The 14,819-nt window shown below is 67.2% G+C and carries 16 protein-coding genes; 14 read left to right on the plus strand and 2 right to left on the minus strand.

Translation table 11 applies throughout. The features are described from left to right. Window positions 1–12: 12 nt before the first annotated feature. Window positions 13–645, minus strand: coding sequence for a LysE/ArgO family amino acid transporter (locus J2X09_RS15645; RefSeq protein ID WP_204734317.1), 633 nt, complete (start codon window positions 643–645; stop codon window positions 13–15). 112 nt (window positions 646–757) lie between these two features. On the opposite strand from J2X09_RS15645, the gene J2X09_RS15650 reads away from it, so the two are divergent. From J2X09_RS15650 to J2X09_RS15710, 13 genes are all read left to right on the plus strand, one after another. Continuing rightward, complete coding sequence (locus J2X09_RS15650; protein ID WP_204734318.1) at window positions 758–1,675, plus strand: HTH-type transcriptional regulator ArgP; 918 nt, start codon at window positions 758–760, stop codon at window positions 1,673–1,675. Between the two features lie 12 nt (window positions 1,676–1,687). Further along, window positions 1,688–3,361, plus strand: a complete 1,674-nt coding sequence (gene argS, locus J2X09_RS15655; RefSeq protein WP_204734319.1) for an arginine--tRNA ligase — start codon at window positions 1,688–1,690, stop codon at window positions 3,359–3,361. 13 nt (window positions 3,362–3,374) lie between these two features. Further along, window positions 3,375–4,055: an SPOR domain-containing protein gene (locus tag J2X09_RS15660; RefSeq protein ID WP_204734320.1), complete on the plus strand. Its 681-nt coding sequence runs from the start codon at window positions 3,375–3,377 to the stop codon at window positions 4,053–4,055. 73 nt (window positions 4,056–4,128) lie between these two features. Beyond that, window positions 4,129–4,779: a thiol:disulfide interchange protein DsbA/DsbL gene (locus tag J2X09_RS15665; protein WP_204734321.1), complete on the plus strand. Its 651-nt coding sequence runs from the start codon at window positions 4,129–4,131 to the stop codon at window positions 4,777–4,779. A gap of 127 nt (window positions 4,780–4,906) precedes the next feature. Continuing rightward, on the plus strand, window positions 4,907–5,566 hold the full coding sequence (lptA, locus tag J2X09_RS15670) for a lipopolysaccharide transport periplasmic protein LptA (protein ID WP_204734322.1): 660 nt from the start codon (window positions 4,907–4,909) through the stop codon (window positions 5,564–5,566). Continuing rightward, the gene (gene lptB, locus J2X09_RS15675; RefSeq protein ID WP_204734323.1) at window positions 5,563–6,360 is read left to right on the plus strand and encodes an LPS export ABC transporter ATP-binding protein; all 798 of its coding nucleotides are present in this window, start codon (window positions 5,563–5,565) and stop codon (window positions 6,358–6,360) included. Before lptA ends, lptB begins: the two co-directional genes overlap by 4 nt. A 4-nt stretch (window positions 6,361–6,364) precedes the next feature. Continuing rightward, complete coding sequence (rpoN, locus tag J2X09_RS15680; RefSeq protein ID WP_204734324.1) at window positions 6,365–7,999, plus strand: RNA polymerase factor sigma-54; 1,635 nt, start codon at window positions 6,365–6,367, stop codon at window positions 7,997–7,999. An 82-nt stretch (window positions 8,000–8,081) separates the two neighbouring features. Beyond that, window positions 8,082–9,419 carry a THUMP domain-containing class I SAM-dependent RNA methyltransferase gene (locus J2X09_RS15685; RefSeq protein WP_204734325.1) on the plus strand — a complete coding sequence of 446 codons (1,338 nt, stop codon included), beginning with the start codon at window positions 8,082–8,084 and terminating at the stop codon, window positions 9,417–9,419. 17 nt (window positions 9,420–9,436) lie between these two features. Then, on the plus strand, window positions 9,437–9,868 hold the full coding sequence (locus tag J2X09_RS15690; RefSeq protein ID WP_204734368.1) for a putative toxin-antitoxin system toxin component, PIN family: 432 nt from the start codon (window positions 9,437–9,439) through the stop codon (window positions 9,866–9,868). After that, a complete protein-coding gene (locus J2X09_RS15695) occupies window positions 9,858–10,985 on the plus strand; it encodes a toxin-antitoxin system YwqK family antitoxin (protein ID WP_204734326.1) in 1,128 nt (375 codons plus the stop codon). The genes J2X09_RS15690 and J2X09_RS15695 overlap by 11 nt, the downstream gene beginning before the upstream one ends. A gap of 50 nt (window positions 10,986–11,035) precedes the next feature. Beyond that, window positions 11,036–11,425, plus strand: coding sequence for a DUF488 domain-containing protein (locus J2X09_RS15700; protein ID WP_204734327.1), 390 nt, complete (start codon window positions 11,036–11,038; stop codon window positions 11,423–11,425). Next, entirely contained in the window at window positions 11,422–11,886 is a 465-nt protein-coding gene (locus J2X09_RS15705; RefSeq protein WP_204734328.1) for an anthrone oxygenase family protein, read from the plus strand. The genes J2X09_RS15700 and J2X09_RS15705 overlap by 4 nt, the downstream gene beginning before the upstream one ends. Window positions 11,887–11,915: 29 nt before the next feature. Continuing rightward, a complete protein-coding gene (locus J2X09_RS15710) occupies window positions 11,916–12,272 on the plus strand; it encodes a GFA family protein (RefSeq protein WP_204734329.1) in 357 nt (118 codons plus the stop codon). Window positions 12,273–12,278: 6 nt separating this feature from the next. Here the strand turns inward: J2X09_RS15710 and J2X09_RS15715 are convergent, their stop codons facing one another. Then, on the minus strand, window positions 12,279–13,898 hold the full coding sequence (locus J2X09_RS15715; protein WP_204734330.1) for an FMN-binding glutamate synthase family protein: 1,620 nt from the start codon (window positions 13,896–13,898) through the stop codon (window positions 12,279–12,281). A 67-nt stretch (window positions 13,899–13,965) separates the two neighbouring features. On the opposite strand from J2X09_RS15715, the gene J2X09_RS15720 reads away from it, so the two are divergent. Next, window positions 13,966–14,775, plus strand: coding sequence for a YecA/YgfB family protein (locus tag J2X09_RS15720; protein WP_204734331.1), 810 nt, complete (start codon window positions 13,966–13,968; stop codon window positions 14,773–14,775). The last annotated feature ends 44 nt before the right edge of the window (window positions 14,776–14,819 follow it).

Here is a 14,819-nt window from a genome sequence, read left to right on the forward strand (position 1 = left end):
GCACCTCCGGGGTCAGAACAGGCTGGCGAGGAGCCAGGCGGCCGTGCCCCACATCATGAGCGCAACCAGCCCATCCAGCGCGCGCCAGACGTGCAGCGAATTGAGCCGCCGGCCCAGCCAGAAGGCGCCGCCGCCCAGTGCCACGAACCACACCAGCGAGCCCGTGGCCGCACCCAGGCCGAACACGGTGCTGCCTTGGCCGTACGCCAGAGAAGCGGTGCCGATGAGCACGGCAGTGTCAATCCACGCATGAGGGTTGAGGAATGAGAAGGCCAGTGCGGCCAGCACGGCGTGCCGGCGCGACACCGGGTTGGCGGGAGCACCACCGGCCTGCGTGTCGATTGCAAGTGCCGTGGGCCGGAGGAAGCGCTGAAATGCCTTCCAGCCGTACACCGCGAGGAACAGCGCTCCCGCGCCCACCATGGCGCCGAGCAGTTTGTCGGGCAGCCCGCCCAGCCGTGCCAGGCCCAGCACGCCCGCTCCGATGAGCACCATGTCGGCCAGGGCACAGGTCAGCACGGTGAGCCACAGGTGCTGGCGCTGAAGGCCCACGCGCAGCACATGGGCGTTCTGGGGGCCGATGGCCATGATCAGCGACATGCTCAGCACCATGCCGGCGGTGAAGGTGGGGAAGGTGAGGGTCATGAGAACTCCGGAGAACCGAATGCAGAAACGGCCGCGAGTGTGCGCCCGGAATGGGTTATGTTAAACAGAGTTAACTTAAACTCGAATTGGTTAAATAAATATTGATAAGAGCATGCTGGACGTTCGACAACTGGAAGCGCTGGCCGCCGTGGTGGAACACGGCGGGTTCGGACCGGCCGCGCAGGCCCTGTCGATCACGCTGGCCGCGGTGTCGCTGCGCATCAAATCGCTGGAAGAGACGCTGGGCCAGCGCCTGCTCGTGCGGGGCAAGCAGGTGCGGGCCACGCCGGCCGGGCAGGCGCTGCTGGCGCACGTGAAGCAGGTGCGGCTGATGGAGGCCGACCTGCTCGATGGCCTTCAGGGTGGTGCGCCTGGCCAGGGCAAGGTGCGCTGGCAGAGCCTGGCGGTGGCCATCAACGCCGATTCGGTGGCCGGCTGGTTCCTCCCGGGTGTGGCCGCGCTGCTGCAGCGCCACCATCTGCTGCTGGACATCATGATCGACGACCAGGACCACACGCATGCGGCGCTCAGGAGCGGCGACGTGCTGGGTTGTGTCACCACGCTGTCCACCGCCATGCGCGGTTGCGTGGCCGAGACGCTGGGCGTGATGCGTTACCACTGCATGGCCGCACCGGCGGTGGTGCAGCGCTGCCGCACGCCGCGTGGCGCCGTCTCGCTGCACCGGCTGCTGGCGCAGCCGGCCATCATCTTCAACCGCAAGGACGCCTTGCAGGACGCGTTTCTCGAACAGCACTTCGGCCTGCGGCAGCCGCGTTACCCCCGGCACTTCGCGCCGGCGGTGGAGGCGTTCGAGACCGCGGTCGAGCTGGGGCTGGGCTGGGGCATGATGCCCGAGCAACACCTGCCCAAGCGCCCGCAGCTGCAGGAAATCCTGCCCGGCGCCACGGTGGATGTGGCGCTCTACTGGCAGCACTGGGCGCACGAATCGCCCTCGGCCCAGCGGCTCACGGCGGCGGTGAAAGCGGCGGCCCGCGAGCGGTTGCGGCCTGTGCACCCCCCCGCCGCCTAAAATCTCCCCCCTATGCTCAAGATCAAACAGGAACTGCTGGCCGGCCTGGCCAGCTCGCTCGACAGCCTTTCTCCCGGCGCCGGCGCCAAGGCGGCGTTCGAATCGCCCAAGGTGGCGGCCCATGGCGATTTCGCCAGTACAGCGGCCATGCAGCTGGCCAAACCCCTCAAGCTCAATCCGCGCCAGCTGGGCGAGAACCTGCGCACGCTGTTGCTGGCGCAGCCGGTGTACCAGCAATGGGTGTCCGATATCGATCTGGCCGGCCCCGGTTTCCTGAACATCCGCCTCAAGCCCGAAGCCAAGCAGCAGATCGTGCGCGAGGTGCTCGGAGCGGGTGACGCGTTCGGAACGCAGCCGTCCAACGGCCAGCGCCTGATGGTGGAGTTCGTTTCGGCCAACCCCACCGGGCCCCTGCACGTGGGCCACGGCCGCCAGGCTGCGCTGGGCGACGCCATCTGCAACCTGTACGCCACACAGGGCTGGAACGTGCACCGCGAGTTCTATTACAACGACGCGGGCGTGCAGATTGGTACCCTGGCCACGTCCACGCAGTTGCGCGCCAAGGGCGTGAAACCGGGGGACGCCGGCTGGCCCGAGGCGGCGTACAACGGCGACTACATCCAGGACATCGCCAACGACTTTCTGGCGAAACAGACCGTGAAGGCCGATGACCGCGAGTTCACGGCCAGTGGCGACGTGAACGACCTGGACGGCATCCGCCAGTTCGCCGTCGCCTACCTGCGCCATGAGCAGGATCTGGACCTGCAGGCCTTCGCGGTGAAATTCGATCACTACTACCTGGAGTCCAGCCTTTACACCAGTGGCCGCGTCGCGGCGGCGGTGCAGAAGCTGGTGGACGCGGGCAAGACCTACGAGCAGGACGGCGCGCTCTGGCTGCGTTCGACCGACTACGGCGACGACAAGGACCGCGTCATGCGCAAGTCCGACGGTTCGTTCACCTACTTCGTGCCCGACGTGGCCTATCACATCGCCAAGTGGGAGCGTGGCTTCACCAAGGTCATCAACATCCAGGGCACCGACCACCACGGCACCATCGCCCGTGTGCGCGCAGGCTTGCAGGCTGCGGGAGTGGGCATTCCGGCCGGGTATCCCGACTACGTGCTGCATACCATGGTGCGCGTCGTGAGGGGCGGCGAAGAGGTCAAGATCAGCAAGCGCGCCGGCAGCTACGTGACACTGCGCGACCTGATCGAATGGACCAGCAAGGACGCGGTGCGCTTCTTCCTGCTCAGCCGCAAGCCCGACACGGAATACACCTTCGACGTCGATCTGGCGGTGCAGAAGAACAACGACAACCCGGTGTACTACGTGCAGTACGCCCACGCGCGCATCTGCTCGGTGCTGGCCTCCTGGGGGGGCGACGCGGCCGCGCTGGCCGATGCCGACCTCTCCGCACTGGATAGCGCGCCTGCTCAGGCTCTCATGTTGCTGCTGGCGAAGTACCCGACCATGCTGGCCGATGCCGCGCGCGACTTCGCGCCGCACGATGTCACCTTCTACCTGCGCGAACTTGCCGCCAGTTACCACAGTTACTACGACGCCGAGCGCATCCTGGTCGATGATGAGGCGGTAAAAAGGGCGCGCCTGGCGCTGGTCAAGGCCACCGCACAGGTATTGCACAATGGCCTGGCGGTGCTGGGCGTCAGCGCCCCCGAGAAGATGTGATGGTGAACAAGCGATGAAAAAGAAGCCCTCTGCGACCCGAAGCTCCTTCGGCGGCACCCTCATGGGTTTCGTGATCGGCCTGCTCGTGGGCCTGGGCGCCGCGCTGGCGGTGGCTGTGTATGTCACGCGCGTGCCGATCCCGTTCGTGGACCGCAACGTCTCCCGCAACCCCGACCAGGACGCGCTTGAAGCCGAGCGCAACAAGGGCTGGAACCCCAACCGGGGTCTCGGCGGCGCCGCCACGCCGGCCGTGACCGCCCCGCCGCCCGCCGCTCCGGCCGCCCAGACGCCCGGTGCCATCGTGGTGCCCCCGGCCGATGGTCAGGCGCTCCCCGCCCCGGCCACCCGCCCTGCCGGCGATCCCCTGGGCGACCTGATGCAGTCACGCGGCGGCCAGCCTGCTGCCGCACCGACAGCGGCCACGCCGCCCACCGCGGCCGCCGCACCCGGTGCCGATCCGTTCACCTATTTCGTGCAGGCGGGTGCCTTCCGCACGCCGGAAGACGCCGAAGCCCAGCGCGCCAAGCTGGCCATGCTGGGCGTCGACGCTGCGGTCAGCGAACGCGAGCAGAACGGCCGCACGGTGTTCCGTGTGCGCGTCGGGCCGTTCAACCAGAAGGCGCTCGCCGACCTGACGCTGGAGCAGCTCCAGGTCAACAACATCGAAGCGGCCCTCGTGCGCGTCCAGCGCTGAAGCTTTGCCCCGGGGGGAACTTTTGCCCGCCGGGGTCGCCCCAAACAGGCTTGTTCCCCTGGAGTCTGATTCCATGCAACGTCGCGATTTTTCCCGCTCCCTGGTCGCCGCTGGCACCACGGCCCTGGCCACCGCCGGGGGCTTCACCCTGACGCCTGCGCTGGCGCAGCGCATCGGCCCGAAGGAGGGCACGGACTACATCCGGCTGCCCCAGCCCGTGCCGGTCGACAGCCCGGCGGGCCAGGTCGAGGTGCTGGAGTTCTTTGCCTACAGCTGCATCCACTGCTTCAACTTCGAGCCGGTGTTCGAGGAGTGGATCCAGAAGAAGCCGGCCCACGTGACGGTCAAGCGGATGCCGGTGGGGTTCAGCCCCCAGTTCGCCCCGATGCAGCGCCTGTATTTCTCGCTGGAGGCCATGAACCTTGTTGGCAAGCTGCACGCCAAGGTGTTCGATGCCATCCATGTGGAGCGCCAGCCGCTGACCACGCCGCCCGCGATCATCGACTGGGTGGCCAAACAGGGTGTCGACCGTGCGAAGTTCACCGAAGTGTTCAACAGCGATGCCACGGGCAAGAAGCTGGAGCGCGCGGTGAAGCTGCAGGACGCCTATTCCGTGGAGGGCACGCCCTCCCTCGGCATCGCGGGTCGCTACTACCTGCCCGGTCAGGGCCCGCGCACCCTGGCCGTGGCCAATGCGCTGATCGCCGACCTGCGCAAGGCCTGACGCGCCTGCCGCTGATCCCCTGCTCAAGGCCCGCCCTGTGCGGGCCTTCTGATTGGTGGGGTTTGACCGTGCAATGTGCTACGGCAAAACGCAGTTCCTCGCAGGGAAGCGGTGGGTGGCCGCTACAATGAATGCAAGTTTCGTGCCCTTGAGTACCATGCCCTTCCATCCCAACCTCCGACGTGCTGTTCCCCGGGCCGCCTTTCTCGTTGCCGCGCTGTGGTGCGCTGGCGCTGCCCAGGCCGAAAAAGCCGACCGCAACCAGCCGCTGAACGCCGAGGCCGATGCCCTGCGCCATGACGATGCCCGGCAGACGAGCGTGTTCACGGGCAACGTGGTCATCACCAAGGGCACCATCCTGATCCGGGGCAACCAGGTCGAAGTGCGCCAGGATGCGCAGGGCAACCAGTTTGGTGTGGTGCATGGCACGCCGGGTTTCTTCCGGCAGAAGCGCGACAACGTGGAGGAATTCATCGAAGGCACCGGCACGCGCATCGACTACGACAGCAAGGCCGACACCGTGAAATTCACGGGCAACGCCGTGCTCAAGCGCTTCAAGGGCACCCAGCTCAACGACGAGACCACCGGCAACGTCATCGTCTACAACAACACCACCGATGTGTTCACGGTGGACGGCGGCGTCGCCAACCGCACGCCCTCCAACCCCACCGGCCGCGTGCGCGCCATGCTCACGCCCGTGCCCAAGGACGGTGCGCCACCCCCCTTGCCGTCGGCGCCGCCGGCCACGCTCAAGCCCAGTCCGCAAATCGAAGAGGGCCGCCAGTGACGGCTCCCGCTTCCAGTCCGGCGGCGCCCGTCAGGGCCCGCCCCGCACCGGTGGTGAGCCGGCTCGAAGCACGTGGCCTGCAGAAGGCCTACGGCAGTCGCAAGGTGGTGAAGGACGTTTCGCTCGCTGTCTTCAAGGGTGAGGTGGTCGGCCTGCTGGGCCCCAACGGTGCTGGCAAGACCACCTCGTTCTACATGCTGGTGGGCCTGCTGCGCTCCGACGCGGGGCAGATCATGCTCGATGGCCAGTCCATCGAAAGCCTGCCGATCCATCGCCGCGCGCGCCTGGGTCTGGGCTATTTGCCCCAGGAAGCATCGATCTTCCGCAAGCTCAGTGTGGCCGAGAACGTGCGTGCCGTGCTGGAGCTGCAGGTGGATGAAAAGGGCCGGTCGCTGGATGCGGCCACCATCGAGAGCCGCCTCGACGCGTTGCTGCAGGATCTTCATGTGGACCACCTGCGCGATTCGCCGGCGCCCGCGCTCTCGGGTGGCGAACGCCGCCGCGTCGAGATCGCGCGCGCCCTGGCCACCGACCCGCGCTTCATCCTGCTCGACGAGCCCTTCGCGGGGATCGACCCGATCGCGGTGATCGAGATCCAGCGCATCATCGGCTTTCTCAAGTCGCGCGGCATCGGTGTGCTGATCACCGACCACAACGTGCGCGAAACACTGGGCATCTGCGACCGCGCCTACATCATCAACGACGGCCACGTGCTCACCAGCGGCACCCCGGCCGAGATCGTGGAAAACGCCGACGTCCGCCGCGTGTACCTCGGCGAACACTTCAGGATGTGAGGCCGTGAAGCAAGGCCTTTCCCTCCGCGTCTCACAGCATCTGGCGCTGACGCCCCAACTGCAGCAGTCGATCCGGCTGCTGCAACTGTCCACGCTGGAGATGGCGCAGGAAGTCGAGCAGATGCTCGACGAGAACCCGTTTCTTGAACGCTCCGAAGACATCGCCGAGCGGGAAACCTTCGGCCTGGAGCAGACCGATGTGCCGGTGAGCGCGGGCGAGCAGATTGCCGAGGCCTCGCTGCCGGAAGCACCTGGCTCGCTGCTGGCGCCATCCACCGACTCCGGCAGCGCCGCCTCCGACGGTGCGGCCGAGGGGGACGCCCTGGAAAGCAAGCTCGACGGTGCCACCCCCGTGGAAGAAAGCTGGGAAGGCGACGGCACCGTGGAAATGGCGCCCGACGACAGCGAGTGGGGCGGCGAGGCGCCCGCACGCAACAGCGGTTCGGGCGACGGCGAGGAAACCGCCAGCGCGGCCGACCTGGCGCGTTCGCCCGTCAGCCTGCAGGACCACCTGCACGAGCAGGCGCGCTGCCTGCGCCTGTCGGACGAAGACCGCGCTGCGCTGTACTTCCTCATCGAGTCGCTCAACGACGACGGCTACCTCGAAGAAGGTCTCACCGAACTGGCCGAGGCCTGGCTGAATCTCTCCGGCACGCCGACCCTGGTGGGTGTACCGGATGACGCGCTGGAACAGCGCGAGATGCTGGAGCAGCGCCTGTCCGTGGCCCTGCAATTGCTGCAGCACATGGAGCCGTCGGGCGTGGGCGCGCGCGACCTGGGTGAATGCCTGCGCCTGCAGATCCTGGAGCTGCGCAACACCGCCGAGGCGCGTGCCGCGCTCGCCATCTGCAGCCAGCCGCTGGAGCTCATGGCCAAGCGCGACGTGAAGCGCCTGTGCAACCTCTGTGGCATCGACGACGAGACCGCGCGCGCCGCGCTCAGCCTCATTGCACGCCTGGAGCCCAAGCCAGGCCGCCGCTTCATCGACGTCGAGCGCAACGTGGTGGTGCCGGACGTCATCGTCACCCGCGCTGGTCGTGGCTTCAAGGTCATCCTCAACCCCGATGTGATGCCCCGGCTGCGTGTGCATGACGTGTATGCGAATGCCATGCGCCAGAACCGGGGCGGACGCGATGCCGCGGGCGAGGCCGGCCACGCGGCGATGCAACAGCGCCTGCAGGAGGCGCGCTGGTTCATCAAGAACATCCAGCAGCGCTTTGACACCATCCTGCGCGTCTCCAGTGCCATCGTCGAACGCCAGCGCAACTTCTTCATGCATGGCGAACTCGCCATGCGGCCGCTGGTGCTGCGCGAGATCGCGGACGAACTCGGTCTGCACGAGTCCACCATCAGCCGTGTGACCACCGCCAAATACATGGCCACGCCTTTCGGCACCTACGAACTCAAGTACTTCTTTGGCTCCTCGCTCGGCACCGAAACCGGTGGCAACGCGTCCAGCACCGCGGTGCGCGCGCTGCTCAAACAGTTCATCGCTTCAGAAGAACCGGCCAAGCCGCTGTCGGACAACCAGCTTTCCGACCTGCTGCGCGAACAGGGCATCGAGTGCGCCCGCCGCACCGTGGCCAAGTACCGTGAGGCGCTGCGCATCGCGCCCGCGAACCTGCGCAAAGCGCTATGACCCCCACGCCCCACCGCTGCGCGGGTCGCTGCCTCCCAGGGGGTGCGTCTCGCCCAGGGGCTGTCCGGCGGCGAAACTCCACATGAATCAACTCCAAGTCTTTCTCCCCTGCGCCGCCGGCGTGGAGGACTTTCTCGCCGCCGAGGTGCAGCGCATCACCGGCGAGGCTTCGCCCTACAAGGCGCGCGGAGGCGTGGCACTGAATGCCTCCTGGCGCGACGCCATGCGCCTGAACCTGCACAGCCGACTGGCGCAGCGCGTGCTGGTGCAACTCTGGCACGGTGGCTATCGGAATGAGCAGGACCTGTACAACGCGGCTTCCGAAGTCGCCTGGGAGATCTGGTTCACGCCCGCCGAGACCATCAAGGTCGAGATCACCGCGCAGCACAGCCCGCTGAATTCGCTGAACTTCGCGGCGCTCAAAGTGAAGGACGCGATCTGCGACCGCTTCCGCGCCAAACGCGGCGAACGGCCCAGCGTGAACACCACCTGGCCCGATGTGCGCATCTACGTGCACCTCACCACAGAGACGGTCAGCCTGTACATCGACACCTCGGGCGAGCCCCTGTTCAAGCGCGGCTGGCGCGAGGACAAGGGCGATGCGCCGCTGAAGGAGACCCTGGCCGCGGCGATGATCGCCGCCACCGGCTGGAACGCCGACGCCGCCACGCCGCTGCAGGAGATCGCGCCGCTGTATGACCCCTGCTGCGGCAGCGGCACGGTGGTGATCGAGGCGGCGCAGATCGCACTCAACATCGCGCCGGGCCAGTCGCGCCGCTTCGCGTTCGAGAAGTTGCTCCCCTTCCAGCCGCACGTGTGGCAGGCGATCAAGGCCGATGCGCTGAAGCAGCAGCGCGAATGGCCACAGGGCCACGCCCCCATCGTGTTTGGCAGTGATGTGTCCTTCCGCATGGTCGACTTCGCGCAGCGCAATGCCGAGCGTGCGGGCGTGTCCCACGCGGTGGAGTTGCGCGGTGGCGATGCTCTGCAGCGCACCCCGCCCACGCAACGGCCTGGTGTGCTGCTGCTCAACCCGCCCTACGGTGAGCGCATCGCCGCCGCCGGTGTGGCCGGGCAGAACTCGGAGGACCGCGCCAGCGCCCGTGCGCAGCGCATGGCACCGCGTGCACCGCGCACCTTCACAGTGGGCGCCCCGCCGCCGCCCGCCGCAGGCCAGGGCCGTGAGAGCGCACAAATGGCGGACGGAGGCGATGGCAGCGACTTCTTCAACCAGCTCGCCGCGCACTGGAAGACGCACTACGCTGGCTGGAGCGCCTGGCTGCTCACGCCCGATCTCAAGCTGCCCGGCAAGATGCGCTTCAAGGAGTCGCGCCGGGTGCCGATGTGGAACGGACCGATCGAATGTCGCCTGTTCCGTTTCGACCTGACCCCACGCAGGCCCCGCACCCCCGAGGCGTGAGCGTGTCCACCGAGCCGATGACCACCGATGTCCTGGTGCTCGACACCAACATCGCGCTCGACCTCTTCGTCTTCCAGGATCCGGCCACCGCGCCGTTGCGCGCCGCGCTCGATCGCAAGGCCGGCGCCTGGCTGGCGACCGCCGCCATGCGCGAAGAGTTGGCGCGCGTGCTGGCGTACCCGCAGATCGCGCGCCGCCTGGCCACGCAGGCACGCCCCGCGCAGGACGTGCTCGACGCCTTCGACCGCCACACGCAATGCGTGCCTGATGCACCGAAGGCGGCCTACACCTGCAAGGACGCCGACGACCAGAAGTTCATCGATCTCGCCGCGGCGCACCATGCCACGCTGGTCAGCAAGGACGATGCTGTCCTCTGCATGGCCAAACGCCTGGCGCGCGTCGGCGTTCACGTCTGCCGCGAATGGAAGGAGCCCGCCCATGCCGTCTGAACGCCACCGCCGGTTGTTGCTGGCCCTTGTGCTGATGGTGTGCGCGCCGGCATGGGCCGTGCAGCGCTGCGAGCTCAACGGCGAGAGCGTGAACCCGAACAACGGCCACACCACCGCCGGCAAGAGTGGCGTGATGCGCTGCACCGACGACAGTGGTTCGGTGCGCCTGCGCGAACAGACTTTGCGCGACGGCCGCTTCGTCGGCCCGGTGGTGATGGTGCTGTCCGATGGCGAACGCCGTGAGTACACCGTCAACGAACGAGGCAACCGCCACGGCGTGGCGCGCACTTTCGATGGCAAAGGCACGCTGCGGCGCGAAGAAAACCTGGAGGATGGCAGCAACGTGGGCCTGCAGAAGGTTTTCGCGGAGGCGGGTCATTTGCAGGAGCTGCATTTCTCCGACGAGCGCCGCACGGTGCTCACCATCGGCTACCACGCCGACGGTTCGCTCAAGGAGCTGCGTTGCGCCCCGGCCAGCGTGGTACCACAGGACCGCGAGGTGTGCGGCCACGCGGGCCGCGCGAGCGACGTCACGCTGTATCGTGAGCCCGGCAAGCCCTCGGGCGCAGTGAGCTACCTCAAGGGGCAGATGCAGCGGCTGAGCGTGCTGGACCGCGAAGGCCGCCTGGTGCGCAGCGAAGAGCTCAAGGACGGCCGGCGCATCAAGCGCGTGTTCTACACCTCCGGCAAACAGCGTTCGGAAACCGACTTCATCGACCGCGACCCCAACAGTGGTGGTGGCCGCGAGGGCGTGGCGCGCGAATGGGCCGAAAGCGGCCAGATGACCCAGGAGACCCAATGGGCCGAGGGCTACGAGCAGCGCATCCAGCAGTGGTACCTGAACGGCCAGCAGAAGATGCGCCAGCAGATCCGCCGTGAAGGCCGCGAGCTGCAGCGCACCACCGAGAGTTTCTGGGACAACGGCAAGCTGGCGGCGGTCAACGTCGAGCGCAATGGGCGGTTGTCGGGCTGGCAGAAGTACTTCAGCGAGGACGGTGTGCTGATGCGCGAGGACGAACACGGCGAGCGCGGCCTGCTGCAGCGGCGCAAGCGTTATAACGACCAAGGCGTGCTCGAGCGCGAGGAGCGTTTTCTGGAAGACGGCTCGCGCATCTGATCGCATGTGATCTGCGACAGTCGGGGCTTCGATGACACGAGGAGGCGGCGATGGGCATTCGGGTGGTGCGGTTGGGCAGTGAACGGGCGAGGGGCGAGGGCACGCGCATCGGCACGGTACGAAGGCCGCCGCGCGGTGTGCCGAAAAGCGAATTCGCGTCAGGCAACTGGTACGACGTGTGGTACCCCAACCTCGCGCCCAGCGTGGAGACGATGACGCTCGGCCAGTCGGCCGGAACGCCCGCGCAGTGGAACGCGTTCACCCGCCGCTACCGCGCCGAGATGGCCACGCCCGACAACGCGCGCAGCCTCGAGTTGCTGGCCACGCTGTCGCACCAGTCGGACTTTTCGGTCGGGTGCTATTGCGAGCACGAAGCGCATTGCCACCGTTCGGTCCTGCGTGAGCTGCTGATCGAAAAGGGCGCGAGGGTCGAACCATGAGCGCGGCGGACCTGCTCGTCCTGGCCAGCAGCATCGGCTCCGCCACCGTCGGTGGCGTTTTCTTCGCCTTTTCCAGTTTCGTCATGAAAGCCCTGGCGCAACTGCCGCCCGCGCAGGGCGTGGCAGCCATGCAGCGCATCAACGTGGTGGTGATCAACCCCTGGTTCCTTGGCGTGTTCGTGGGCACGCTGCTCTTGTCGATCGCCTGTGTGGTGATGTCGTTGATGGCTTGGCAGCCGATGTTGCTTGCGGCCGGCCTCTTGTATGCCGTGGGCACCTTCGCCGTCACGGGCGCCTTGAACGTGCCGCGCAACGAGCGGCTGGCGCGCATCGACGCTGCATCGCCCGAGGCTGCGGCCTATTGGCCCGTCTACGTGCGGGAGTGGACCTTCTGGAACCATGTGCGCACCGTGGCGGCGCTGGCTTCGGCCGTGTGCGCGGTGCTGGTCTGGTACAAGTGACGTCCGTTCATCCATTGCGAGGTTTCCCCATGGCCAACACCCGCTACACAGGCAGTTGTCACTGCGGCAAGGTGGCGTTCGAGGTCGAAGGCACCATTGACAGCGCCCTGTCCTGCAACTGCTCCATCTGTTCGCGCAAGGGTTCGCTGCTCTGGTTCGTGCCGCGCGCGCAGTTCACACTGAAGACGCCCGATGAGGCGGCCGGCACCTACCTGTTCAACAAGCACGTGATCCAGCACCGCTTCTGCCTCACCTGCGGCATCCATCCCTACGCCGAGGGCGTCGACCCCAAGGGCAACGCCATGGCCGCGGTGAACCTGCGCTGTGTCGAGGGTCTGGACCTGTCTACCGTCCCGCTGCACGAATTCAACGGCCGGGATATGTGACGGCCGTCAGGCCAGCCCGAACCGCTCCGCGCTGGCGCGTTCCCAGTAGGTGGTGAACACGGCGTGCTGCGCGGCCAGATCGGTCAGCAGCGCGCCGGGCGGTGTGGATGGCAGCAGGTTGGCGAGCAGGCGCACCTCATTCTCGTTCACGCGCCGCACCAGGTGGTGCGAGGTGATCTGGCGCGGGTGCTGCAGGCCGGCGGCCTGCACGAGTTCCTGCAGTGCCATCAGTGTGTTCTGGTGGAAGCGGAGCACGCGCTCGGTCTTGTCGGGCACCACCAGCGCCTGCTGCCGCACGGGATCCTGCGTGGTCACGCCGGTGGGACAGTGGCCGGTGTGGCAGCTCTGCGCCTGAATGCAGCCCAGCGCGAACATGAAGCCGCGCGCGCTGTTGCACCAGTCCGCGCCGATGGCCATGGCGCGCACGATGTCGAAGGCGCTCACGATCTTGCCGGCGCAACCGATCTTGATGTGCTCGCGCAGGTTCACGCCGACCAGCGTGTTGTGGACGAGGCGCAGTCCCTCCTGCAGCGGTGCGCCCACGTTGTCGGTGAATTCCAGTGGCGCCGCACCGGTGCCGCCCTCGGCGCCATCGACCACGATGAAGTCGGGTCGGATGCCGGTCTGCAGCATGGCCTTGACGATGGCGAACCATTCCCAGGGATGGCCGATGCACAGCTTGAAGCCCACCGGTTTGCCACCGGAGAGTTCGCGCAGCCGGGCGATGAAATGCATCATCTCGACCGGCGTGGAGAAGGCGCTGTGCGAGGCCGGCGACACACAGTCCACGCCCACCGGAACACCACGCGCCGCGGCGATCTCGGGCGTGACCTTCGGGCCGGGCAGCACGCCGCCGTGTCCGGGTTTGGCGCCCTGGCTCAGCTTGATCTCGATCATCTTGACCTGCGGGTCGGTGGCGTTGGCCTGGAACCGCTCCGCGCTGAATTGGCCGGTCTCGTCACGGCAACCGAAATAGCCCGAACCGATTTCCCAGATCAGGTCGCCGCCGTGCCGGCGGTGCCATTCCGAGATCGAGCCTTCGCCCGTGTCGTGCGCGAAACGACCGCGCTTCGCGCCGGCGTTGAGCGCCTGGATTGCGTTGGCCGAGAGTGCACCGAAACTCATGGCCGAAATGTTGAACACACTCGCGTCGTACGGATGCGTGCAGGCGTCGCCGCCGATCAGCACGCGGAAGTCGTGTGTGTCCAGTGTGCTGGGCTGCAGCGAATGGTTGAGCCATTCGTGGCCCTCGGCATTCATGTCCACCTGCGAACCGAACGGGCGCTTGTCGGTCTCGCCCTTGGCACGTGCGTAGGCCAGGCTGCGCTGGCTGCGCGAGAACGGCGTGGCTTCGGTGTCGCTTTCCAGAAAGTACTGGCGGATCTCGGGCCGGATCTTCTCCAGCATGAAGCGCAGGTGGCCGATGACCGGATAGTTGCGCAGCACCGAACTGCGGGTCTGGCGGAGATCCCACGCGCCCAGGGCCGAGAGCGCCCCGAACACGAGAAACACGAAACCACCTTCCCCGAAGGCCACCAGTGCGAACAGGCTCAACAGGGCGATCAGCACACACAGTGCAAAAACCGTGTAGCGCACGGGGTAGAGGGCGTTGAGGCGGTCGAGCATGCGGGCTTTCGTGGGTGTACCGGGGAATACACTGCGGGGCATCATAAAACTCCCGCTGACCCGCGCCATGACAACGACCACCCCCTCCGCCTCGCCCGACGAGGCCCTGGACCACGAAGACTACGATGCGCTCGACGCCATCCTGGACGACCTGCGCACGCGTGGCGACGAGGTGCCGCAATGGGAATTCTGCGAAGGCGCCATGGCCGCGCTGCTGTGCACGCGCCGCCCGATCGAGCCCGCCGAATGGCTGCCCGTGCTGCTGGGCACAGGGCCGTTGCCCACCGCCCCGCAGGATGAGGGCACGCACTTCAGCAACACCGCGCAGTACGAGCGCTTCATGGCGCTGTGGTCGCGCCGTCAGGCCGAAGTGGCGGCCTCGCTGGCTGCCGATGTGGACACGCTCGAAGACGAGCGCAGCTACCACCCCGAACTGATGGACGTGCGCGGTGCCGTGGCCGTGCTGCCCGAGGCCGAGCAGGCCGGCTTCAAGGACCAGGAACTCCCGGCCTACGCGCAGGTCTGGGCGCTGGGTTTCATGTTCGTCGTGGAAAACTGGGGTGACGACTGGGCTCCGCCGCGCGACAAGGAAACCGCCGGCTGGATCGACGAATCGCTCGACACCATCGTGACCCTGACCGAGGACGACAACGACCCGCCCACCGTGAACATGCACGCCGAGGAGGGCCCGCCCAGTGTGAGCGATGAGCGCCTCAACGCCATGGGCGCGGCCATCTGGGCAGTTTATGACCTGCACCGCATCGGCAAGAGCCTCGGCCCACGCGTCGAGCCCATCCGCAAGGACGCCACCCCGGGCCGCAACGATCCTTGCCCTTGCGGCAGCGGCAAGAAGTACAAGAAGTGCCACGGGGCTTGATGGGTCGGAATCGGCAATTGACGACTGAATATTCATTCGCTTAA

Origin of the sequence: Hydrogenophaga laconesensis (assembly GCF_031457235.1) — a bacterium.
Classification (GTDB): Bacteria; Pseudomonadota; Gammaproteobacteria; order Burkholderiales; family Burkholderiaceae_C; genus Hydrogenophaga; species Hydrogenophaga laconesensis.

What these genes read in the sequence shown, in the direction of transcription:
- J2X09_RS15645 (WP_204734317.1), bottom strand. Translation starts at nt 645, where the DNA reads ATGACCCTCACCTTCCCCACCTTCACCGCCGGCATGGTGCTGAGCATG.
- J2X09_RS15650 (WP_204734318.1), top strand. Translation starts at nt 758, where the DNA reads ATGCTGGACGTTCGACAACTGGAAGCGCTGGCCGCCGTGGTGGAACAC.
- argS (WP_204734319.1), top strand. Translation starts at nt 1,688, where the DNA reads ATGCTCAAGATCAAACAGGAACTGCTGGCCGGCCTGGCCAGCTCGCTC.
- J2X09_RS15660 (WP_204734320.1), top strand. Translation starts at nt 3,375, where the DNA reads ATGAAAAAGAAGCCCTCTGCGACCCGAAGCTCCTTCGGCGGCACCCTC.
- J2X09_RS15665 (WP_204734321.1), top strand. Translation starts at nt 4,129, where the DNA reads ATGCAACGTCGCGATTTTTCCCGCTCCCTGGTCGCCGCTGGCACCACG.
- lptA (WP_204734322.1), top strand. Translation starts at nt 4,907, where the DNA reads ATGAATGCAAGTTTCGTGCCCTTGAGTACCATGCCCTTCCATCCCAAC.
- J2X09_RS15685 (WP_204734325.1), top strand. Translation starts at nt 8,082, where the DNA reads ATGAATCAACTCCAAGTCTTTCTCCCCTGCGCCGCCGGCGTGGAGGAC.
- J2X09_RS15690 (WP_204734368.1), top strand. Translation starts at nt 9,437, where the DNA reads ATGACCACCGATGTCCTGGTGCTCGACACCAACATCGCGCTCGACCTC.
- J2X09_RS15695 (WP_204734326.1), top strand. Translation starts at nt 9,858, where the DNA reads ATGCCGTCTGAACGCCACCGCCGGTTGTTGCTGGCCCTTGTGCTGATG.
- J2X09_RS15700 (WP_204734327.1), top strand. Translation starts at nt 11,036, where the DNA reads ATGGGCATTCGGGTGGTGCGGTTGGGCAGTGAACGGGCGAGGGGCGAG.
- J2X09_RS15705 (WP_204734328.1), top strand. Translation starts at nt 11,422, where the DNA reads ATGAGCGCGGCGGACCTGCTCGTCCTGGCCAGCAGCATCGGCTCCGCC.
- J2X09_RS15710 (WP_204734329.1), top strand. Translation starts at nt 11,916, where the DNA reads ATGGCCAACACCCGCTACACAGGCAGTTGTCACTGCGGCAAGGTGGCG.
- J2X09_RS15715 (WP_204734330.1), bottom strand. Translation starts at nt 13,898, where the DNA reads ATGCTCGACCGCCTCAACGCCCTCTACCCCGTGCGCTACACGGTTTTT.
- J2X09_RS15720 (WP_204734331.1), top strand. Translation starts at nt 13,966, where the DNA reads ATGACAACGACCACCCCCTCCGCCTCGCCCGACGAGGCCCTGGACCAC.